At 70.5% G+C, this 20,694-nt stretch carries 18 protein-coding genes; 6 read left to right on the top strand and 12 right to left on the bottom strand.

Annotated elements, in window-relative coordinates; genetic code table 11:
- Both AC3AGO_RS00950 and AC3AGO_RS00945 read right to left on the bottom strand, forming a co-directional pair.
- Positions 1–906, bottom strand: a complete 906-nt coding sequence (locus AC3AGO_RS00950; RefSeq protein WP_487818131.1) for a carbohydrate ABC transporter permease — start codon at positions 904–906, stop codon at positions 1–3.
- A gap of 85 nt (positions 907–991) precedes the next feature.
- Positions 992–2,362, bottom strand: coding sequence for an extracellular solute-binding protein (locus AC3AGO_RS00945; RefSeq protein WP_487818130.1), 1,371 nt, complete (start codon positions 2,360–2,362; stop codon positions 992–994).
- A 318-nt stretch (positions 2,363–2,680) separates the two neighbouring features.
- Here AC3AGO_RS00945 and AC3AGO_RS00940 point away from each other — a divergent pair, with 318 nt between their 5' ends.
- Positions 2,681–3,700 carry a LacI family DNA-binding transcriptional regulator gene (locus tag AC3AGO_RS00940; RefSeq protein ID WP_487818129.1) on the top strand — a complete coding sequence of 340 codons (1,020 nt, stop codon included), beginning with the start codon at positions 2,681–2,683 and terminating at the stop codon, positions 3,698–3,700.
- A gap of 81 nt (positions 3,701–3,781) precedes the next feature.
- Here the strand turns inward: AC3AGO_RS00940 and AC3AGO_RS00935 are convergent, their stop codons facing one another.
- The gene (locus AC3AGO_RS00935) at positions 3,782–4,963 is read right to left on the bottom strand and encodes an L-talarate/galactarate dehydratase (protein WP_487818128.1); all 1,182 of its coding nucleotides are present in this window, start codon (positions 4,961–4,963) and stop codon (positions 3,782–3,784) included.
- A gap of 158 nt (positions 4,964–5,121) precedes the next feature.
- On the opposite strand from AC3AGO_RS00935, the gene AC3AGO_RS00930 reads away from it, so the two are divergent.
- Entirely contained in the window at positions 5,122–5,997 is an 876-nt protein-coding gene (locus AC3AGO_RS00930; protein ID WP_487818127.1) for a LysR substrate-binding domain-containing protein, read from the top strand.
- A gap of 49 nt (positions 5,998–6,046) precedes the next feature.
- Here the strand turns inward: AC3AGO_RS00930 and AC3AGO_RS00925 are convergent, their stop codons facing one another.
- Together AC3AGO_RS00925 and AC3AGO_RS00920 are read right to left on the bottom strand one after the other, a co-directional pair.
- The gene (locus AC3AGO_RS00925; protein ID WP_487818126.1) at positions 6,047–6,457 is read right to left on the bottom strand and encodes an ATP-binding protein; all 411 of its coding nucleotides are present in this window, start codon (positions 6,455–6,457) and stop codon (positions 6,047–6,049) included.
- A 149-nt stretch (positions 6,458–6,606) separates the two neighbouring features.
- A complete protein-coding gene (locus AC3AGO_RS00920) occupies positions 6,607–7,023 on the bottom strand; it encodes an ATP-binding protein (RefSeq protein ID WP_487818125.1) in 417 nt (138 codons plus the stop codon).
- A 510-nt stretch (positions 7,024–7,533) separates the two neighbouring features.
- Here AC3AGO_RS00920 and AC3AGO_RS00915 point away from each other — a divergent pair.
- Together AC3AGO_RS00915 and AC3AGO_RS00910 are read left to right on the top strand one after the other, a co-directional pair.
- Positions 7,534–9,177 (top strand): phosphatase PAP2 family protein, encoded by a 1,644-nt coding sequence (locus AC3AGO_RS00915; RefSeq protein WP_487818124.1) that lies wholly within the window; start codon positions 7,534–7,536, stop codon positions 9,175–9,177.
- A 386-nt stretch (positions 9,178–9,563) separates the two neighbouring features.
- Complete coding sequence (locus AC3AGO_RS00910) at positions 9,564–10,220, top strand: GAF and ANTAR domain-containing protein (protein ID WP_487824502.1); 657 nt, start codon at positions 9,564–9,566, stop codon at positions 10,218–10,220.
- Between the two features lie 3 nt (positions 10,221–10,223).
- Here the strand turns inward: AC3AGO_RS00910 and AC3AGO_RS00905 are convergent, their stop codons facing one another.
- From AC3AGO_RS00905 to AC3AGO_RS00885, 5 genes are all read right to left on the bottom strand, one after another.
- Positions 10,224–10,526 carry a hypothetical protein gene (locus AC3AGO_RS00905; protein ID WP_487818123.1) on the bottom strand — a complete coding sequence of 101 codons (303 nt, stop codon included), beginning with the start codon at positions 10,524–10,526 and terminating at the stop codon, positions 10,224–10,226.
- Positions 10,526–11,371 (bottom strand): MFS transporter, encoded by an 846-nt coding sequence (locus AC3AGO_RS00900; RefSeq protein ID WP_487818122.1) that lies wholly within the window; start codon positions 11,369–11,371, stop codon positions 10,526–10,528. Before AC3AGO_RS00900 ends, AC3AGO_RS00905 begins: the two co-directional genes overlap by 1 nt.
- Positions 11,372–11,483: 112 nt before the next feature.
- Complete coding sequence (locus tag AC3AGO_RS00895; protein ID WP_487818121.1) at positions 11,484–13,247, bottom strand: sulfatase; 1,764 nt, start codon at positions 13,245–13,247, stop codon at positions 11,484–11,486.
- Between the two features lie 8 nt (positions 13,248–13,255).
- The gene (locus AC3AGO_RS00890; RefSeq protein WP_487818120.1) at positions 13,256–13,927 is read right to left on the bottom strand and encodes a PadR family transcriptional regulator; all 672 of its coding nucleotides are present in this window, start codon (positions 13,925–13,927) and stop codon (positions 13,256–13,258) included.
- A 169-nt stretch (positions 13,928–14,096) separates the two neighbouring features.
- Positions 14,097–15,074, bottom strand: a complete 978-nt coding sequence (locus AC3AGO_RS00885) for a DMT family transporter (RefSeq protein WP_487824501.1) — start codon at positions 15,072–15,074, stop codon at positions 14,097–14,099.
- Positions 15,075–15,324: 250 nt separating this feature from the next.
- Here AC3AGO_RS00885 and ppgK point away from each other — a divergent pair, with 250 nt between their 5' ends.
- Positions 15,325–16,086, top strand: a complete 762-nt coding sequence (ppgK, locus tag AC3AGO_RS00880) for a polyphosphate--glucose phosphotransferase (RefSeq protein ID WP_487818119.1) — start codon at positions 15,325–15,327, stop codon at positions 16,084–16,086.
- A gap of 95 nt (positions 16,087–16,181) precedes the next feature.
- Here the strand turns inward: ppgK and AC3AGO_RS00875 are convergent, their stop codons facing one another.
- Positions 16,182–16,979, bottom strand: coding sequence for a VOC family protein (locus AC3AGO_RS00875; RefSeq protein ID WP_487818118.1), 798 nt, complete (start codon positions 16,977–16,979; stop codon positions 16,182–16,184).
- Between the two features lie 267 nt (positions 16,980–17,246).
- On the opposite strand from AC3AGO_RS00875, the gene AC3AGO_RS00870 reads away from it, so the two are divergent.
- The gene (locus AC3AGO_RS00870; RefSeq protein WP_487818117.1) at positions 17,247–19,280 is read left to right on the top strand and encodes an MDR family MFS transporter; all 2,034 of its coding nucleotides are present in this window, start codon (positions 17,247–17,249) and stop codon (positions 19,278–19,280) included.
- A gap of 88 nt (positions 19,281–19,368) precedes the next feature.
- On the opposite strand, the gene AC3AGO_RS00865 is transcribed toward AC3AGO_RS00870, so the two are convergent.
- The gene (locus tag AC3AGO_RS00865; protein WP_487818116.1) at positions 19,369–20,199 is read right to left on the bottom strand and encodes an FxLYD domain-containing protein; all 831 of its coding nucleotides are present in this window, start codon (positions 20,197–20,199) and stop codon (positions 19,369–19,371) included.
- Between the last annotated feature and the right edge of the window lie 495 nt (positions 20,200–20,694).

The following is a 20,694-nucleotide window of genomic DNA, read 5'->3' as shown; positions in this document are numbered from 1 at the left end:
TCAGCGCTCCTTCTCGGCACGGCGGACAACGGCGAACCAGACGAGCGACACCAGGAGGATCACCACGAACAGCAGCAGGGAGACGGTCGAGGCGTAGCCGATGCGGCCCTCGACGAACCCGGTGTCGTAGATCAGCTGGAGGGACGGCCGGGTGCTGCCGTCGGGGCCGCCGTTGGTCATCATGTAGATCTGGTCGAAGACCTTCAGGGACGCGATGACTTGAAGGACCGTCACCAGGGTCGTGGTACGGCCGAGCATCGGGACGATCACGTGCCGGATGCGCTGCCAGGGCCCCGTACCGTCGAGTGCCGCGGCCTCGTGCACCTCGCGCGGGATGTCCTGCAGGCCGGCCAGGTAGAGCACGAAGTTGAAGCCGATGGTCCACCACACGGTGGCCGCGGCGATGGAGATCATCGCCCAGTCCGGGTCGCCGAGCCAGGACGGCGCGGGGTCGGCGCCGAGTCCCTTCGCGATGGCCTGCCCGAGCCCGACCTCGTCCGCGTAGACGAACAGGAAGATGAGCGAGACCACCGCGGACGGCAGCACGAACGGCGCGAAGAACGCCAGGCGGAAGAACCACCGGCCGCGCGTGAACCGGTCCGCCAGGATGGCGAGCGTGAGGGACAGCAGCACGAGCGGCACGGTGGTGAGGACCGTGAACCACAGGGTGTTCTTCAGGGTGCGCCAGAACTCGCTGTCGCCCAGCACCGTCGCGTAGTTGGAGAGCCCGGCCCAGTCGCCCAGGCCGCCCTTGTAGAGGCTGGTGTCGAAGAACCCCGCGACGGCGGTGTAGATCAGCGGCCCCACCAGGAAGAGCACGTAGAAGAGGCCGAAGGGCAGCAGCATGCCCGGGCCCGCCCAGCGGTCGCGGACGCGGACGGTCGTGGTCGGTGCGGTCGTGGCCATGGGACGGCCCTTTCGTTCCGGCATACGGGGTCAGTGGACGTACGGGCAGGGCGTCCGGCGGCCGGGCCGCCGCGCTGCTGCCGGATCACACCGGGGCCGGCTGGGCTGCCAGTTCGCGCAGCTCGCGGCGCATCCGCGCGGCACCCGCCGCGGGGCTGGTGGCGCCCGTGAAGACCGAGGTCACCGCGTCGCCGACGACGAGCTGGAGCGAGCTGCCCGCGCCGCCGTACCAAGCCTCCGGCTCGTACGCCGCGCCGTCCGCGGCCGTCGCGTAGTGCGACTGGGGCACGAGCGAGCGGTAGGCGCGCGAGCGCTGGGTGGGCAGCCAGGCGGGGACGTGACCGCCCTCCGCCCACAGCCGGCTGTCGTGCAGCATCGTCGCGACGAACTCCAGGGAGGCGTCGAGGCGTTGAGCCTCTTCCGAGGGCGCCTTGGGCAGCACCAGTGCGTGCGAGTCGGCGGCGCAGGCGTACGGCGCGTCCTTGAAGATGCGCGGCAGCGGCCGCATGTCGAACTTCACCTTCGCGTCCCGCACGGCGAGCACCTGCCACACGCCGTCCATGAGGAAGCCGGCCTTGCCCGTGTTGAGCAGGGTGATGGCGCCGCCCATGCCGTCGGCGCCGGTGGGCACGACCTTCTCCCGCGTCAGCCGCCGCAGGTAGGCGAGCGCCTCGGCCGCGGCCTCCGTGTCGATGACGACCTTGCGGCCCCGGTCGGCGACGAGGTCGCCGCCGCCCAACTGCCGGTAGAAGGACCAGAAGAGCCGGAACTGCGTCGAGGCGTCCTTGACCGCGGCGACCGAACAGCCCCAGGCGCCGGTCACCTCCTTGACGGCCTTGAGCGCGTCGACGAACGCGTCGGGCCCCTCGATGTCCGTCAACTGCCCCTGCCCGTCGAGCAATCCGGCCTTGTCGGCGATGTCCGTGCGGTAGTAGAGGACGAAGGGGTGCGTGTCCAGCGGTACGGCGTGCAGCGCGCCGTCCACGTGCGCCTTCTCCCACGGCCGCCTGTCGAACTTGCCGCGGCTCAGGCCGTACCGCTCCAGCTCCGCCGGGTCGAGCTCAGTCAGCAGGCCCGCCTGGACGAGGGTCGGCACCTTCGACAGATGGGCGACGGCGACGTGCGGCGGGCGGCCGCCCAGCGTCGCGAGGGAGAGCTTCGTGTAGTACGGGTTGCCCCACAGGAACGTGGCCGACTTCAGTTCGGTCTCGCGGTGCCGCTTCCGGTAGGCGTCCTGCATGGCCAGCATCCGCTCGCCGTCGCCTCCGGTGAACGGGTTCCAGAAGTTGAGCCGGGAGGGCGTGGGTTCGCCCCCGGTGAACCCCTGGGCCACGGTGCTGCCACAGCCGCTGAGCGCGGCCGTCGAGGCGCCGGCGGCGCCCAGCGCCAGTGCGCCGCGCAGCAGTCCGCGGCGCGAGCGGTGGGGTGGAGCGGCGTGCGGTACGTGATCCCGCATGAGGGGCGTCCTTCCACGACAGCCGACAGCAAAGAGTGTTACAACGTGGGAACTTGGTGACGCGAAGATGCGTTGGCGTCTTGTGACATCGGGGTTACAACGTTGTACCCAGGGGGGCGTCGAGCGTCAACACCCCTGGCGCAATTGCCTGGTGGGCCGGAGCGCGCTGCGAGGGCCCCGACGTACGGGAGCGGTCAGGACGGTCCCCGTGTGACAACGATGAACCATGGCCTACCCTGGTCCGGCACCAGCCGGCCGGGGCACGGCACACCGGACTCGCCCCGGGCGTGCGACCCAGGGGCGGAAGGGGGGGAGAACGTGGCGAGCACACGCCTCAAGGACGTCGCCGAGCGCGCGGGCGTCTCGATCAAGACCGTGTCGAACGTCGTGCGCGGACAGGCCAGGGTCGCCGAGCAGACCCGGGAGCGCGTCCTGCGCGCCATAGCCGAGCTCGACTACCAGCCCAACGCCTCCGCGCGGCACCTGCGTACGGGGCGCAGCGGCGTCATCGCGCTGGCCGTCCCCGAACTCGTCGCGCCCTACTTCGCCGAGCTCGCCGCCGAAGTCATCGCGGCCGCGAAGCGGCACGGCTGCACCGTACTGATCGAGGACACCGGGGGAGACCCCGCGGAAGAGCTCCGCATCGCCTGCGGACTCAGCGACCCGCTCATCGACGGCGTCCTGCTCAGTCCGCTCCGCCTGGACCAGCGCATGCTCGCCTCCCGCGAACGGCGCGTACCGCTGGTCCTGTTGGGCGAGCAGTCCTACGAAATCCCGGCCGACCACGTCCTCATCGACAACTCCGCCGCGGCCCGCGACGCCACGGCCCATCTGCTCTCGCTCGGCCGCCGCCGGATCGGCGTCATCGGACAGCCCGCCGACGGCCCCCACCACGCCACCACGGTGCAGCGCATGCACGGCCACCTCACAGCCCTGCACGACGCGGGCGTCCCCCACGATCCCCGACTCGCCCCCGCCACCCCCCTGTTCACCCGCGCCGACGGCGCCGCCGCCATGCGTACGCTGCTCGCCCTGGACGATCCGCCCGACGCCGTCTTCTGCTTCAACGACCAGCTCGCCTCCGGCGCTCTGCGCGCCGCCCACGAACACGGCCTGCACGTCCCCCGCGACCTCGCCGTCGTCGGCTTCGACGACGTGGAGGAGACCCGCTTCAGTGTCCCCTCCCTCACCACCGTCGCCCCGGACAAGCGCGCCATCGCCCACCTCGCGGTCGACGCCCTGCTGCGTCGCATCACAGCCGAAACGGAAACCCCCCACACCACGGTCACCGCCGGCTACGACCTCATCATCCGCGAAAGCACGACGCTCGCCGGCTAGCCGGCGAGCGTCGGATGCACAGGGCGGTATGCCCGCGGGGCGGAGGGACTTGCGGTGCGGCCGTGCCGCCGCCGCGAGAAGTCAGGGGCGGGTGCCGACCTCGCACTGCTGCTTCGTCCAGGCGCGGGCCTGGTCGGTGAGGGTGATGCCGAGGCCGGGCCGGGACGGCACCTGCATACGGCCGCCGCTGGTCTCCAGACGCTCGTTGAACAGCGGCTCCAGCCAGTCGAAGTGCTCCACCCACGGCTCGTGCGGGTAGGCGGCCGCGAGGTGCAGGTGGATCTCCATCGCGAAGTGCGGGGCGAGCTGCAGGTGGTGGTGCTCGGCGAGGGTGGCGAGCTTCAGGAACTGGGTGATGCCGCCGATGCGCGGCGCGTCCGGCTGGATGACGTCGGCGGCGCCGTGCCGGATCAGCTCCCAGTGCTCGGCGACGCTGGCCAGCATCTCCCCGGTGGCGATGGGCGTGTCGAGGGAGGAGGCGAGCGCGGCGTGGCCCTGCGCGTCGTACGCGTCCAGCGGCTCCTCGATCCACACCAGCCCGAACTCCTCGAAGGCCCGGCCCATGCGCTGTGCGGTGGGCCGGTCCCACTGCTGGTTGGCGTCGACCATGAGCGGCACGTCGTCGCCCAAGTGCTCGCGTACGGCCGTCAGCCGGCGCAGATCCTCCTTGCGGTCCGGGTGACCGACCTTGATCTTGATGCCGCTGATTCCGCCCTCCAGCGAGGCGGACGCGTTCTCCAGCAGCTCCTCCAGAGGCGTGTGCAGGAACCCGCCGGAGGTGTTGTAGCAGCGCACCGAGTCCCGGTGGGCGCCCAGCAGTTTGGCCAGCGGCAGCCCTGCCCGCTTGGCCTTGAGGTCCCACAGGGCCACGTCGAAGGCGGCGACGGCCTGCGTGGCCAGACCGCTGCGGCCCACGGACGCGCCCGCCCACACCAGCTTGGTCCAGAGCTTGCCGATGTCGCTGGGGTCCTCGCCGATCAGCGTCGGCGCGATCTCCTCGGCGTGCGCGAACTGGCCGGGCCCTCCCGCGCGCTTGGAGTAGCTGAAGCCGATGCCCTCATGCCCGCCCTCGGTGGCCAACTCGACGAACAGGAAGGCGACTTCCGTCATCGGCTTCTGCCGCCCGGTGAGCACCTTCGCGTCGCTGACGGGCGTGGCGAGGGGGAGGGAGACGGAGGACAGCCGGATCCAGGAGATCCGGTCCAGGGTGGCCGCACCCGACTGCTGCGCGGCCTGAACGGTTGCGTGTGTCGTGGTCACCACTGGCGTGTCCTTGACTGTGAGAGGGGGCGTACGCAGGGGGAACGTCCGGGTCCGGCGGCGCGTCCACACCGCCTCGCCATACGGCCTGTGAGGCTAGGGTCAGCCAACGATCCACGTCCAACACAAAATTGGCATGCACTGATACCGGGAGAGCATCGTTGTTCACGCTCACACAGCTGACGAACTTCGTGGCGGTCGCCGAAGAGCTGCACTTCGGCCGCGCGGCGGAGCGGCTCCAGATGACCCAGCCGCCGCTGAGCCGCCAGATCCAGCTCCTGGAGAACGACCTGCACGTACGCCTCCTGGACCGCCGCAACCGGTCCGTACGCCTCACCCCCGCGGGCCGCGCCTTCCTCCACGAGGCACGCCGCATGCTGCGCCAGGCACAGCACGCCACCCTCGCCGCCCGCCAGGTCTCCGCGGGTGAAGCCGGCAGCCTCGCCGTCGGGTTCACCGCGGCGAGCGCGTACTCGATGCTCGACACCCTGCTGGAGACGGCCCGTACGGTCATGCCGGGCGTGGAGATCGTGCTCCGCGAGATGATCACCCGCGACCAGCTGGAGGCACTGACCGAGCACAGCCTCGACCTGGCACTCGTACGCCCGCCCGTCACAGGACCCGGGCTCGAATCCCGCCCGGCCCTGCGCGAGGGACTGCTCGCCGCGCTCCCCGCGGGCCATCCGCTCGCCGGCCGCGAAGAGCCCCTCGACGTCGCGGACTTCGACGGGCAGGACGTACTGATGTACTCCCCGATCGAGGCCCGCTACTTCCACGAGCTGCTGATCAGCATCTTCCGCGCGGCCGGCACCACACCCGTCTTCGCCCAGTACCTCAGCCAGGTGCACAGCATCCTCGCGCTGGTCAACAGCGGCTGGGGCGTGGCCCTCGTCCCCGAGGCGGCGGCACGGCTGCGCTACGCCGGCGTCGTGTTCAAGGCCGTACGGCTGACCGCGCCCGAGCCGGTCGAACTGAGCCTGGCCTGGCGCGAGAACAACGACAACCCGGCTCTGCACGTCCTGCTCGGACACCTCTGATACGCGGCGGGACACCGGACTCGTGCGTCCGGGTCCGGACGGCAGGCGCCTACGTGGCCGTGAGCACCGCCCGTACGGTCTTGCCTCCGTGCGGCGTTCTGGCGACGCGGAAGTCCTGCGCCAGGCAGCGCACCATGGCGAGACCCCGCCCGCGCTCCGCGGACGAGCCGGCCACGGGGGAGCGGGGCATGTGCGGACTGTCGTCGTGCACTTCGACGGTCAGCGCGGCTGCCGTGATGTGCAGCCGCAGACGGCAGGGACTCTCCCCGTGTTCGGTGGCATTCGCCACCAGTTCGGAAACGACGAGTTGTGCGTCACCGCGCGACGGCGAATTCTCATACAGCGTTCCACTGAGAAACTCCCCGGTCAGCATCCGCGCCCAGCGCGGAGACCTTCCATGGTGCGGCAACGCGTATTCGACGGAAGTGGCGGGACGGCGAGCGTGCTGGATGGCACGCATGACAGGTGACTCCCCCTCATATCCATAGCGGCGGCTCGGCGTTCCGGGACACTGTGGGTGGCCTGTTCACCGGTCCATGCCCGCTCCCCGCGCCGTTCAACCCCTTCACACGGCGGGCCGGCGCGGGCCGAGGGCCCGCCGGGGGAGTGTCACATGGGAACGGCCGCCCGGATCCGCTTGGTGTGACGGCTGCCCAGATCGATGGAGAGTTCGCTGGTCAGGCGGCGGATGAGCGGCCATCCGAAGCCGCCGCCCTCGCCGTGCCCGGACAGATCGGGAGTGCGTTCCTGCGGCAGCGACGAACTCGGGTCGCTGACAGTGATATTCAGGACGTGCGCCGAGGCGTCGAGACGGAATTCGGTGATGCCGCCGGCGTGTTTGATGGCGTTGGTGACCAGTTCGGAGACGACGAGCAGTGCGGTGTCGGTCGTCTCGGGTGTCGGCGGTGACGCGAGCGATGCCAGGAATCCGCGAGTGACCTCCCGGGCCTGTGAGCTGCTGCGCAGATAGGTGGTCGTCATGGGGGCGGGCGTGGGCCTGTTGTGGGTCACATTCGTCGTGCTCATGAATCCTTCCGTGCGCGGTGGGGTCCCGGAATTCTTCCGCGGGCATTCCGCGGCGAGGCGGAGCGCTGTCCTCACTTGTTCTTCGAGCATGCCTCCCGAGTTTCCTGTCGCCGTTTCACAAACCGCGTTCCCGCAGTCGGTTCAGCGTTCCCCGTCCGCTTCCCGGGCGGGCGGGATGAAGAACGTCTTATGGTCTGTCACGGACTGCGAATGCAGGGTCTGTTACCCGCTCGTCACGTCTCCACACCCGCAGAATTGGTGAGCCCCCGGCGAGTTCTCCGCACATCCAGAACGAAGAATTCCGGTTACGCCGCGGCACGGACTCGCGTACGGGACATGCCCCGGCAATCGATGCAATCCGCCCGTCGCACCGGCCGGTATCCGCCCGCCCCCGGCGGCCGACCGTGCGCAGCGTCACGTCGCCGCGTGCCCGCAGGGGTTGTGAACTCGCGCTCCCCGGGCAGGAGGCCGGATGCCCGTGAACGACGTACGCAAGCAAGGGGACGGCTGATGGAGACCCGTGGACAAACGTGGCTGCGGCAGGCCGGGGCGCGGGGCGCCGCCGGCACCGGCCGCGTCCTGGCCGCGTTGAGCGACTGGGACAGGTCGGCCTTCCGCACGGTCGCCGTACGCCACTGGCCGCGCGCCGAGGGCGTGCTGCCGCGGCTGAGCCGCAGCGCCGACCACGGAAAACTGTGGATGGGAGTGGCCGCCGGCATCGCCGTCTCCGGCATCGGCGGACCGCGGGCCCGCAGGGGCGCGCGCCGCGGACTCATCTCCCTCGCCACCGCCTCCGCCGTGGTCAACACCCTCGGCAAGGGATCGGTGCGCCGCAGCCGCCCCGTCCTCGACGAGGTGCCGCTCGTACGGCAGTTGAGGCGCCTGCCGCAGAGCACCTCCTTCCCCTCCGGGCACTCCGCGTCCGCCGCCGCGTTCGCCACCGGCGTGGCCCTGGAGTCCCGCGGCTGGGGCGCGGCGCTGCTGCCGGTCGCCGCCGCGGTCGGCTTCTCCCGCGTCTACACCGGCGTCCACTACCCCAGCGACGTGCTGACCGGCGCCGCGCTCGGCGCCGCCTCCGCCTTCGCGGTGCGGGCGGTCATCACCTCGCGCAAGCACACCGCGCCCGCCCAACCCCTGCTGGACGCGCCCGCGCTGCCTGCGGGCCGCGGCCTGTCGGTGGTCGCCAACCCCGGCTCCGGCTCGGCGGACCTCCTGGAGGAGATACCGGCCGCACTGCCCGCGGCCGAGGTGACCGTCTGGCGCGAGGACCGGGGCCCGCTGACCGAACTGCTGGAGAAGACAGCCCAGCACGCGGCCGAAACCGGCGGCGCGCTCGGCGTGTTCGGCGGCGACGGCACCGTCAACGCCGCGGCCCGCGCCGCACTCCAGCACGGCGTCCCCCTCGCCGTACTGCCCGGCGGCACCTACAACCACCTCGCCCAGGACCTCGCCATCGCCACCTGCGAGGACACCGCACGAGCCGTACGCGAGGGCCAGGCCGTCGCCCTCGACATGGCCCGCTTCACCCCCGGCCCGGACGCGGCAGCCGAACCGGGCGGCGGGGCGGGCGAACCGGGCGGGGCAGCCGAACCGGGCTGGGCGGGCGAACCCGGCGCGGAACCCGGCCACTTCGTGAACACCTTCAGCCTCGGCGCGTACGGCGAACTCGTCGAAGTACGCGAACGCTGGGAGCGCCGCGTCGGCCCGTGGGCGGCCGGAGTGCTCGCCGCCGTCCACGTACTGCGCCACTCCCGCCCGTTCCAGGTCACCGTCAACGACCGCCGCCGCTCCCTGTGGCTGCTGTTCGCCGGCAACTGCTCCTACAGCGGACTGGCCGGCGGTACGGGCGGCGCCCGGCGGCTCAACCTCGCCGACAGCACCCTCGACATCCACCTCGTACGCGGCGGCCGGCTGGCCCGCACCCGGCTGGTGACCGCGGCCCTCACCGGACTGCTGCACCGCTCGCCCGTGCACGCCGCGGCCCGCGGCCGCCGGCTGCGGCTCGACGGGATCTCCCCGGGCACCGTCCTGTCCTACGACGGCGAGACGGCACCGGCCCCCGAGAGCATGCTCATCGAAAAGGAAGCGGAACGCCTCACCGTCTACCGCCCCCTGCCGGAATGGCTCAACGGCCGTACCCTGCCCGGCACATGAGCCCGTCCCGCCGCGTGCACCGACAGTAACGGAACGGGAGGTGAAGCGGCTGCCGCACAGGGGTTTCGTACGGGAGGCCACACCAGGTGTAGATGGCCGGTGAGCGGTAACCCCTGGTGTACGCCGCCTCGATACCCGGGTGTCGTGTTGGCGAGGTCGCGCTGGTTGGGAAGACAGCCAACGCGACCCCCCTCTGGGGACAGGCGGCGCGAATAACGCACCGTAACCACCTGAGCCGCACGGTGACGAAGCCACAGCGCCGTGGTCCGGCCACCACCCGGCCCAGGTATCGTGAATCCTCGCTCGGGGTGGGCGATGGGGCAGCGAGGGGTGCGCGGCGCGTGCAGAACGACACATGGGAGGAACTGGCCACGGCGCTGGCCGACATGGCGCGTGACCTGCTCGCCCAGGACTCGTTGCAGGCGACGCTCGACTGCGTCGTGCGTTACGCCCTCGACATGGTCGACGGCTGCGACGCGGCAGGCATCCTCAGCCTGCACAACACGCAGGTGACCTCCCTCGCCGCCAGCAGCGACCTGGTGCGCGCCTCCGACGCGCTGCAGGAGCGGCTGTCGGAAGGCCCCTGCTTCGACGCGGCGTGGCGCCTCCAAGAGGTCTACCGGATCGCGGACATGACCACCCGCGAGGTGCGGTGGCCGCTGTACGTGCCCCAGGCCCGCGAGCTGGGCATCGGCAGCATGATGGGGTTCCTGCTCTACACCGAGGACGACAACCTCGGCGCCCTGAACTTCTACTCCATCCGCCCCAACTCCTTCACCGAACGCTCCGAGCGGGTCGGCTGGCTCCTCGCCTCGCACGCCGCCGTCTCCCTCTCCAGCGCCCGCACCCACGCACAGCTGCATGCCGCCATCGAGACCCGGCAGGAGATCGGCGCGGCCCTCGGCATCCTCATGGAGCGCTACAAGATCACCGAGGAACAGGCCTTCGCGGTACTGAAGAAGAGCTCCCAGGACCACAACCGCAAACTCCGCGACATCGCCCGCACGGTCACGGAAGAAGGCGAAATCCCCGGCGCCCGCTGACCGTCACCCCACGGGCTCACCCCGCACACGCCGCGCGACACGCGCCGCGTCCCCGGGGTAACTGCGGTGCAGCAGACCGCAGAAGAGCGCGTTGACGAGCATCAGGACGACCAGCACCCACAGGAAGACCTGCCGCAGGCCGACCACGTCGCCGAGGGCGCCGGCGCCGATGTTGAACGCCGCGTACGCCAGTGCCTCGGCCACCGAGATGAGCACGGCGAACGCCGGGCCCCGCAGCTCCGGCGGGGTGACGGCCATGACGAGGGGCCGGTTCACGCCCGGGGTGGCGCCCTGCAGAAAGGTCATCACGCCGAACAGCAGCCGATCAGCGCCGCGGTCGCCGTGCCGAAGCCGCGCTCGTCGACGAGGAAGACCACGGCGAAACTCGCCACCAGCAGGTGCCCGCTCAACAGCCGCTGGATCACCATCAGGACGAAGGTGGGGATGCGGAACAGCTCGGCGAGCTGCTGCTGCGAGAAGGGCCGGGCGCGCCTGCGGGCGGCCTCCGGTGTGCCGCCCGTCACGTCGCTCGCGCCGGCCGCCGGGTCCCGGAAGAACAGCAGCACCAGCAGCGAGGCCAGCACGCACAGCACGCCGAGCAGGACGAAACCGGCCCGCCATCCGCCCGGCGCGCTCGCGAACTGGGCCAGCAGCGGCGTGAGCAGTGAGCCGCCCAGCGCTGCCGCCCCGTACATCGTGCCGACCGCGCGGCCCCGGCTGGGTTCGTCGAACAGGTCGCTGAGCACCTCGTGGATGACCGGCTGGCCCGCGGCGGCGCCGACGGCGGCCAGACCGTAGAGCACCAGCAGCTGCCCGATGTTCTGGGCCGCGCCGCACAGTGCGAGGAACACGCCCATCATCAGGCCCGACGCCACGAGCACGGTACGGCGGCCCAGCCGCCCCGCGACGGCGATCCAGAGCGGGCCGCAGACCGCGCCGACGACGCGGGAGAGTGCCTGGAGGAGACCGAGATGACTCAGGGACATGCCCAGCGACTGGCGCATGGCGGCGAACAGCGTGCTCAGGACGGAGTTCTCACCGTTGTCGGTGAGCACCGTGGGCGTGAGGACGCCCAGTTGGCGCCGGCGGCCGGGTACCCGTACGGGCGGGCCGGCCGGGGCGTGGGCGGGGGCAGTGGTGTGTTCGGACATGACGGGGCACCACCTCGTCGTGGAGGCCGATGGAAACCGATGACTGTCGGGGCGTGACGGCGTACGTACGCGGTGGTGCGGCCCGGGTGCGAACGGGCGGCAGGGGCGCGGGTCAGCCGGTGGGGGAGAGGGCGGCCAAGTCGTCGGCCAGGGCGTGCAGATGTTCCGGCCGCACCGCGGGGCTCATGGCGGCGAGCTGCAACGGCGCGAGCGCCGCCGCCAGGGCGAGCAGACCGGGGAACAGCAGCGCCGGTACGTGCCGCTGCACGGCCTCCCGGCCGCCGGGCGCGGCCAGGATGTCCTTCAGCGGGGTGGTCACCGAGAGGGGCGTGTCGGGGAAGTCGGCGGCGTCGGGCAGCGGTTCACGGGCGCGTTCCGCCTGCGGCAGCTGCTCGCGGGCCAGCAGGTGGTGCTCGGTGACCGGTCCCTCTGCGGGCAGGCCCAGCCGCGCGTACTGGCTGAGCGGCGCGTCGCTCGCCCGCATGCGTTCCACGAGCAGGCCGCACATGTGCAGCTCCACCTCGTCGTCGGTCAGCGGATGCTCCTGCCCGGGGTCGGTGGCCAGGTCGAACAGCAGCGTGCCGAAGGCGTACGGGCTGCCCACCGCGAAGCCGGGCATCCGCAGGGTCCGCACTCCCTTGGTGAAGGAGAACGGTTCGACCAGCTCTGCTTCCTGCAACTCGTTTGGGGTGAAGCGGCTGTTCATGTGGGTGGGCATCAACGTGTGCTCGTACAGCGGCTGATTTGAAGGGTCGGCGCAGGCCCGCATGTACACGTAGCGGCCGTCGGTGACGTTCACATGTCCGCCGAAGTTGCCGAACAGCGCGGCCTCCCGCACCGGTTCGTCCGCCGCCACCGCACCGGCCAGCGGCCGGCCCTGCATGTCGTCCGTGGGGGCGAGGCCGAAGAAGTCCAGCAGCGTCGGGCCCAGGTCGATGGTCTGCACGAGCGCGTCGCGGCGTCCGGTGGCCCGGCTGCGCGGATCCCACACGAACAGCGGGGTGTGGATGTTCTCGTCGTACCAGGGCTGGATGTTCTTGCCCCACCAGCCGTGCTCACCCAGCAGAAAGCCGTGGTCGGTGCACACGATGAGCATCGTGTCCTCCCACAGCCCGTACGTGTCGAAGGCGTCCAGCACCCGCCCCAGCGAGGCGTCGCACATCGTCAGCAGCGCGGCGTACTCGCGGCGCGCGTGGTCGACGGCCGCCTCGTCCTCGGTGACCCGTTTGTAGTCGGGCCAGTCGAAGTGAGGGCCCTCCCACGCGTGTTCGTAGTGCTTCTTGTGGTCGTCGTAGCTGAAGAAGGGCTCGTGCGGATCGAAGCACTCGATCTGCAGGAACCAGCGGTCGGCGTCCCGGTTCGTCTCCAGGAACTCCAGCCCCGCGTCGAACGTGCGCGTCTGCGGATGGTCCGCCGGATCCGCCAGGTACTGCCGGTTGACCCAGTCCTGCCGCCACAGCGGCCCGTTGCGCCAGCTCAGCGAGTCGGGAATGTCCGGGTCCGCGACCTGGCCCTTCCACTTGTCGCCCTCCTGGCCGCGGAAGAACTCGAAGGTGCGGTAGCGCTGGTGGTAGGTGGCGCCGCCGTCCTCCCAGTAGTGCTGGTGGTCGGTGGCCAGATGTGTGTGGACCCCGGCGCCGCCCAGCAGTTCGGGCACCGAGTCGTCGAACGGCTCCAGCGGGCCCCAGGAGCGGTGCAGGAAGTTGTACCGCCCGGTGTGCATCTCCCGCCGGGCCGGCATGCACGGCATGCTGCCCGCATAGCAGTTGTCGAAGACGGCACTGCGGTCGGCGAGACGGCCGAAGTTCGGCGTGTGCACCCAGTCGCAGCCGTAGGGGGCGAGCATCCGCCGGTTGAGACTGTCGAACATCACCATGACGGCCTTCATCGGTGCCCTCTCGCGTCGTCGACCTCGGCTCTGCCGCGTGCCGTCGGGCCCTCGGCCCCGTCCCACGGCGTTACGTCCTCGTCCGCGCCGCCGGGGTCCGGCCCGGCCTTCGTACGGTCCTCCAGCAGGCGCCGGGTGTGCTCCAGCCACGCGATCCAGGCGTCCACGGCCCGCGCGCCCTCCAGATGCATCAGCTCGAACAGCAGCCGGGCCCGGTCCGGATCCGCCTCCGGCACCGACTCCTCGAAACGCACCGAGCGGTCCCGGCCGCGGAAGGACGCCACCTGCGCCCGCCTGTACGCCAGTTCGGTGTCGATGAGCCGGAACGGCACGTCCGGATCGAGCATCCCGCCGAACAGGAAACGCGCGGCGAAGTCGGGATCCTGGAACCGGCTCGGCGGCTCGTACGGCGAGTGCACCCAGTCCAGCAGGACACGCCGGCCCGCCTCGGTCAGACGGTAGACCTTGGCGTCCGGCCGGCCGTCGCGCGGATCGGTCTCCCACGTCACCCAGCCGTCGTCGGCTATCCGGCCCAACAGCCGGTAGATCTGGCTCTGGTGGACGTGCGAGCGCAGGAAACCGCCCTCGGTCCGCAGCCACTGCCGCAGGTCGTAGCCGCTGCGCGGACGCATCGCCAGCAGCCCCAGCAGCACATGCTCGAACTTCACCGCCCGGCCTCCCTCCGCCCCGGCACCTAGGTGTGTTCTCACCTAGGTGCAAAGTGCTCCATGAGCGGAGCCCGCGTCAAGAGCCGTGCGGGAAGCGGCAGTTCACCGGAGACGACAAGGTGCCGGTGCCGCGTCGTACACGGCACCGGCACCCCGCGGCGGAGGCGGGCTACTTCGCGGACTCCGGCGACACGTCGGCCTCCGGAGCAGTCCCGTTCTCCAGCCCGCCCTCCGGCACGAGGGCCTGCGGCTTCCCCCGCATCCGCGAGACCGCGACCCCGGACAGACAGAGGAGCCCGCCGAGGAGCGTGAGCCGGCCCGGCACCTCGCCCAGGAACAGCCACGACATCATGACGACGAGCACCGGCACCGCGTACGTCGTGGCGCCCATCTTCCCGGCGGTAGTACGCGACACCGCGTAGGCCCATGTGGTGAACGCCAGGGCCGTCGGGAAGACACCCAGATACACCACCTGCAAGGTCGCCGACAGCGGCGCCCGGCCCACCTGCGAGACCAGCTGCCCGGCGAACGGCAGGCACAGCACCGCACCCGCGAGCGCGCCGAACGTCGTCACCTGTATCGGCGTGGCGTGCTTCAGCGTCGGCTTCTGGACCACCACGCCCACCGCGTACGCCACCGCCGCGAACAGGCACAGCAGCACGCCGAGGAGCGAGGAACCTCCCCCGTCGGACGTGGACAGCCCGACCACCACGGCCCCGGCGAACGACACCGCCACACCCGCCATCAGCTTCGGCGGGAAGCCCTCCTTCAGCAGCCAGCCGCCCAGCAGCGCCATGAGGATCGGGCCGACATTGACCACCAGGGACGCCGTTCCGGCATCCACATGGTGCTCACCCCAGTTCAACGCCACCGTGTACGCGCCGAACCACAGCAGACCCGAGGCGACGATGCCCGGCCACGCCTCACGGGGCGGGAAGCCGCCACGCCGGACCAGCAGCAGGGCGCCGAGCACCACGGAGGCCACCGCCAGCCGGCCGAAGGCGAGCGCGCCCGGCCCGAAATGCGTGGCGGAACTGCGGATCGCGATGAACGACGACGCCCACAGCAGCACGGTGACCGAGGCCGCCGCGACAGCCCGCCCGTCCACCCCGCCTCCGGCCCCGGCGTCCCCCGCCGCTGTCCCCACCCGACGACTCACGATCGCGTCCTCCCCAAATCCCTGTGTGCGCCCCGTTCACGCACGTGAGCAGCAAGCCTGCAGGTGTTGATGTTGTACTGACAAGCGAAATAACGACGCCCAGGCCGCCACGCCTCCCCGCCGTGGAGCGGACCCGGCGGTGGCGGAACAGCGGCCCGCCGGGGAGACGGCACCCGGCCGGAGGTCCGGCAGGTGTCGGGAGGCGCGGTCGGGGAGAGGCGCCGGTAGGTTCGGGGGCGTGGCTGAACACGCTCTGGGCATCGACATCGGCGGCTCCGGACTCAAAGCCGCCCCCGTGGACCTGACGACCGGTGAGCTGACCCGTGACCGCGTCCGGATCCCCACCCCGCATCCCGCGAAGCCCCGGCCCGTCACCGAGGTCGTCCAGCAACTGGTGCGCGAGTTCGACTGGAACGGGCCGCTCGGCATCACCTTTCCCGCCGTCGTACGCGACGGACGCACCCTCACCGCCGCCAACGTCGACGAGGACTGGATCGGCGACGACGCGCGCAGCCGCTTCGCCAACGCCACGGGACTCCCCGTCGAGGTCGTCAACGACGCCGACGCCGCCGGCATGGCCGAGGCCGGCTTCGGAGCAGCCCGCGGCACCGACGGCGTCGTCGTGCTGCTCACCTTCGGCACCGGCATCGGCAGCGCGCTCTTCACCGACGGCAAGCTCGTCCCCAACACCGAGTTCGGCCACCTCCAGGTGCGCGGCAAGGACGCGGAACGCCGCGCCTCCTCCGCCGTCAAGGAGGAGAAGGACCTCAGCTGGCACAAATGGGCCCGCCGCGTCGAGGAGTATCTGCAGTACGTGGAAACGCTGTTGTCGCCCTCGCTGATCGTGATCGGCGGCGGCGTCAGCAAACACGCGGACCAGTTCCTGCCGCTGATCAGCGGCGTACGGGCGCGTATCGAGCCGGCCGCCATGCACAACAACGCGGGCATCGTCGGCGCGGCCCTCGCCGCACCCCGCCCGGACGGCGCACCCCGCGACTGAACCGGCCCCGCCCCGTGCGTACGTCCGTACGCGAACGCCCCCTGCCCCGGCTCCGGAGAGCGGGACAGGGGGCAGCGGCCGAGGCCCGTCGCGCGTCAGCCGACGTCGGTGAGCTTGGGCATCTCGCCCTGCGTCTTCGTGATGTCGATGACCGAGAACGACGCGCCCTGCGGGTCGCTCAGTGCCGCGAAGCGCCCGAACGGCGTGTCCATCGGCCCGAAATCGAGCCGCCCGCCGCGCTCGGTCGCCTTGGTCACCGCGGCGTCGCAGTCCTCGACGGTGAAGTACACGTTGATGTACGCCGGGACCTCCGGCGGGAAGTCCTCCGTCATCTTCATCCGCCCCAGAGCGGGCCCGCTCTCGAGGTTGAAGACCCGGAAGTCCATCACGTCGTCTTCCATCTGCTGGGTGCTGTAGGAGAAGACGGCCGGGAAGAAGGCGTCCGCCTTCTCCGTGTCACGGGTGTAGATCTCGGCCCAGCAGTACGCGCCCGGCACGGCCAGTGCCTCGAAGCCCTCGTGCTTGCCCGCCTCCCACGCGCCGAAGACGACACCGCTGGGATCCTTCGCCAGCAGCATCGAGCCGAAGTCGCCGACCTGCATCGGCTCCATCAGCACCTCGCCGCCGTTCTCCCGTACCTTCCGCGCGGTGGCCTGGACATCCGCGGACGCCAGATACAGACACCACGCCGAGTGCTCGTCCGCGCCGGGCATCGGCGGCACGATGGCCGCCACCGCCTTCCCGTCCGAGTACGCCTGCGTGTAGTTGCCGTACTCCGTCGCGCTCTCGCCGAACGTCCAGCCCAGCACATCGCCGTAGAAACTCTTCGCGCCCTCCAGATCGGTGAACATCGCGTCGGCCCAGCAGGGCATCCCCTCACGCTGCACAACCATGGCCCGACTCCTTCCAGTTAGGCGGATTGCCCGTTGTGTCCCACGCTAGTCACTCCTCCCGGAGGGCGCGCGAGGTCGGACCGACTCCGCTTCCCGGTCCTCCGGCACCAGGTCACAGCCGTCACGGGAGCCACACCGTGCACACGGGTCCCGTGACGCGGGCGCCGCGCGTCGGTCGCGCGGCCCGTCACTCGTACGCCGGGCCCGTTGGCGGCGCGGAAGCGGCGCAGGAAGGCTTGTGCGACCCGTGCTGTAAGGACGAAGACATTGACCACAACTGTCGCCGCCCCGGACGCCCCCTCGGCACCGCCCGCCCTCAGCCACCGCCAGACCAACATCGTCTTCGTGACGATCGTGCTGGGCATGCTGCTCGCCGCGCTCGACCAGACCATCGTCTCCACCGCGCTGCCCACGATCGTCGCGGACCTGGGCGGCGGCGGGCACATGGCCTGGGTGGTCACCGCGTACCTGCTGGCCGAGACGGTGTCGACGGTGCTGGTCGGCAAGTTCGGCGACCTGTTCGGCAGGAAGATCCTCTTCCAGCTGAGCGCCGTGGTCTTCGTCGCCGGGTCGGTCGTCGCGGGCGCCGCCAACGGCATGCTGATGCTGATCGTCGGCCGCGCGGTCCAGGGCATCGGCGGCGGAGGCCTGATGGTCACCGCCATGGCGCTGATCGCCGACGTGATCCCGCTGCGCGAACGCGGCAAGTACCAGGGCGCGCTCGGCGCCGTCTTCGGCGTCACCACGGTCGTCGGCCCCACCCTGGGCGGCCTGTTCACCGACCACGCCTCCTGGCGCTGGTGCTTCTACGTCAACATCCCGCTCGCCGCCGTCATGATCGTGATGGCCGCGGCGACCATCCCCTCCGTGAAGGCCGCGGTCCGCCCGGTCATCGACTATCTGGGCATCGCCCTCGTCGCGATGGGCGCCTCCGGCCTCATCCTCGGCCTGGAGTGGGGCGGCAACGAGTACGCGTGGGGATCGGCGACCATCATCGGCCTGTTCGCCGGCTCGGTGGTGCTGCTGACGGGCTTCGTCCTCGTCGAACTGCGGGCGAAGGAACCGATGCTCCCCATGCATCTGTTCCGCAGCCCCGTCTTCACCGTCTGCTCCGTCCTCAGCTTCATCGTGGGCTTCGCGATGCTCGGCGCGATGACGTATCTGCCCACGTACATCCAGTACGTCGACGGGGTCTCGGCCACCATGTCCGGCGTGCGCACCCTGCCCATGGTCGCCGGCCTGCTGGGTACGTCCCTGCTCTCCGGCGTCGTCGTCAGCAGGACCGGCAGATACAAGATGTTCCCCGTCGCCGGTACGGCCGTGATGGCGCTCGGCCTGTATCTGATGTCCACGATGGGCCCGGCCACCGGTACGGCGCTCGAATCGCTCTACATGTTCGTCCTGGGACTCGGCATCGGCCTGGCCATGCAGGTGCTCACCATCGCCGTGCAGAACACCGTCCCGTACCACGAACTGGGCGCCGCCACCTCGGGCGTGACCTTCTTCCGCACCCTCGGCAGCTCGTTCGGCACCGCCGTCTTCGGCACGCTCTACAACAACCAGCTCGAACCCAACCTGCGCGCGGCCCTCGCCCGGGCGCCCGGCGTCCCGCCCGCCGCGGCGGAGAACCCCAAGAGCCTGGGACAGCTGCCCGAGGCCCAGGCCACGCCGATCATCAACGCGTACGCGGACACCATCAACTACGTGTTCCAGTGGGTCGTTCCCGTCGCCGTCGTCGGCTTCCTCGTCGCGTGGTTCCTCAAGGAGGTGCCGCTGCGCGACAGCGCCCGGGCCGGCGCGAGCGACATGGGCGAGGGCTTCGCCGCGCCGGACACCGGCGACACCGACAAGCAACTGGAGCGCTCCCTCGCCAACTTGCTGCGCAAGAAGGACCCGGGCGCCGGGCTGCGCATCCTCGCCGACTCCGGCAGCGGACTCACTCCGGGCCAGGCCTGGGTGGTCGGCCAGATCCAGTGGCGCACGCGCGTACAGGGCGAGGCGCGGCTCGACGCGATCGCCCGTACCTGCCGCGTCCCCGACGAGATCCTCGCCCCCGCCTTCGAACAGGCCGCGCAGAACGGGCTGGCCCGCTTCGACGGCGTACGCCTCACGCTGACGCCCGCGGGGCAGCGCGAAGCCGACCTGATCAAGGCGGCGTGGCTGCGGTGGGTCGGCTCCCGCATCGACGACTGGGACATCACCGACCCGTCCGACCGCGCCGCCCTCGACCGAGCCCTGGAATCCATCACCACCCGCCTCCTGGAAGAAGACCAGTCCCACCCCACCCACCAACCGGCATAACCCTCACACCGGTCCGGCCGGGAATCCCACTGTGGGTGGACAGATGAAAGGCCCCCGTCTCGTGACGGGGGCCTTTTTGCGGGGTGGGCTAGAAGCCCTCGCTCCCGGCGGGGGTGCGGTCAACCGAGATGACTTCCACCTTGGAGACTTCCGGGTCGAGGCCGAACAGCTCACTCTTGGCCGTGGCACCGGGCTCGATTGCGGTGACCGTGTCGAAGTCCTCACCGATTTGAACACCGCCCTTGTCGACGAGACGGAACTCAACGTAATAGTCGGACGCCTCTTCACTGTTGTTGGTGTAGGTTACTTCGCTGACGCGGTCGTCTGTCTCGTCGGTGTGGACCGAGCCGAGTGACACGTCGTTCATGGCATCGGGCTCTGCCGGGGCGGTGGATTCCGGACCGCTATCGGGGGTGTCCGTCGACTCGTCTTCTGGCACCGTCGTCCCGTCTTCCGGAACGGCTTCCCCCAACGGGTCCGCGGGAAGGGCGAAGGTGTCATAGACGCTTTGCGGCGCGTCCTCGGCGAGGGCCGTGTCGAGCTGTTCTATTTGGGTCCCCATGTCCTCGACGGCGGCGAGCCCGGAGAAGGGGTCGTCGTCCATCTTCGCGCCGTCGTCGGCCATGTAAGGCGCGACGGTGCGCATGGACTTTGCCAGGTCGCTTACTTCCTTGTTGACGTTCGACGACTTGGAGTCAGGGAGCTTGTCGAGCTGGGTGGCCATTTCCTTGATTTCGGCGTCGGTGATGTCGCCTTCAGCGAGGGCATCACTGTTCGTGTTCATGTCGGCGACGGCGTCGTTGTACACGCTCCATTCGACGGCGCTGCTGCCGCAGGCGGCGAGGGTGATGCCTCCGGCGGTAAGGGCGAATGCGGCGGCGGCTGCAGCTGCTGCCCTGCGGTATGTCTTGGTGTTCATGGCGCTTTTCCCTTGCGGGGTCTCCTACCGGGTATTGGCCCGGCGGGATCCTTGGTCCCGGATGCGCGCTCTGTCAGCGTGGGTCCGGAGGTTGTGAGGGGATGGGGGATTTGGTCACGGGGCACTTTGCGCGCGGTCCACGGAAGCGATCTCTGCTTTGGCCGCTTCCTCTGACGCCAATTCCAATTCGCTGGTCTTCCCCCACCTGCTTTTCGCCGGTGTCGAGGTACCGAACGCTGACCTCGTAGTCGCTTGTCTCGGCGGAGCTATTCGTGTACGTGAGGTCGCGCTCTTCACGCCGAATTCTTCGCTGGTGACCACGCTTACCGCGAAGTCTTTCTGCTCGGCCGCCTGCTCCTTCGCGAGGCCCTTTTCCGGCTCGCTGCGGCTTCTTCTGGGAGGTCCCCGTGGGGGCGAGTTGCTGTCGATCCCGCCTGTGAGGTGCGCAGTGATGTCTGCATTGCGCGTATATAGACATAGTTGCGTAAATTTACG

This window comes from Streptomyces sp. BL1 (assembly GCF_057628045.1).
The sequence above is the reverse complement of the archived record's forward strand: the minus strand, read 5'-3'. Positions and strand labels throughout refer to the sequence as shown.

Excerpts from the sequence above, each read along its gene's own strand:
- AC3AGO_RS00865 (WP_487818116.1), bottom strand. The coding sequence starts at position 20,199 with ATGAACACCAAGACATACCGCAGGGCAGCAGCTGCAGCCGCCGCCGCA.
- AC3AGO_RS00950 (WP_487818131.1), bottom strand. The coding sequence starts at position 906 with ATGGCCACGACCGCACCGACCACGACCGTCCGCGTCCGCGACCGCTGG.
- AC3AGO_RS00925 (WP_487818126.1), bottom strand. The coding sequence starts at position 6,457 with ATGCGTGCCATCCAGCACGCTCGCCGTCCCGCCACTTCCGTCGAATAC.
- AC3AGO_RS00910 (WP_487824502.1), top strand. The coding sequence starts at position 9,564 with ATGGCGCGTGACCTGCTCGCCCAGGACTCGTTGCAGGCGACGCTCGAC.
- AC3AGO_RS00895 (WP_487818121.1), bottom strand. The coding sequence starts at position 13,247 with ATGGTGATGTTCGACAGTCTCAACCGGCGGATGCTCGCCCCCTACGGC.
- AC3AGO_RS00875 (WP_487818118.1), bottom strand. The coding sequence starts at position 16,979 with ATGGTTGTGCAGCGTGAGGGGATGCCCTGCTGGGCCGACGCGATGTTC.
- AC3AGO_RS00900 (WP_487818122.1), bottom strand. The coding sequence starts at position 11,371 with ATGTCCGAACACACCACTGCCCCCGCCCACGCCCCGGCCGGCCCGCCC.
- AC3AGO_RS00920 (WP_487818125.1), bottom strand. The coding sequence starts at position 7,023 with ATGAGCACGACGAATGTGACCCACAACAGGCCCACGCCCGCCCCCATG.
- AC3AGO_RS00915 (WP_487818124.1), top strand. The coding sequence starts at position 7,534 with ATGGAGACCCGTGGACAAACGTGGCTGCGGCAGGCCGGGGCGCGGGGC.
- AC3AGO_RS00945 (WP_487818130.1), bottom strand. The coding sequence starts at position 2,362 with ATGCGGGATCACGTACCGCACGCCGCTCCACCCCACCGCTCGCGCCGC.
- AC3AGO_RS00905 (WP_487818123.1), bottom strand. The coding sequence starts at position 10,526 with ATGACCTTTCTGCAGGGCGCCACCCCGGGCGTGAACCGGCCCCTCGTC.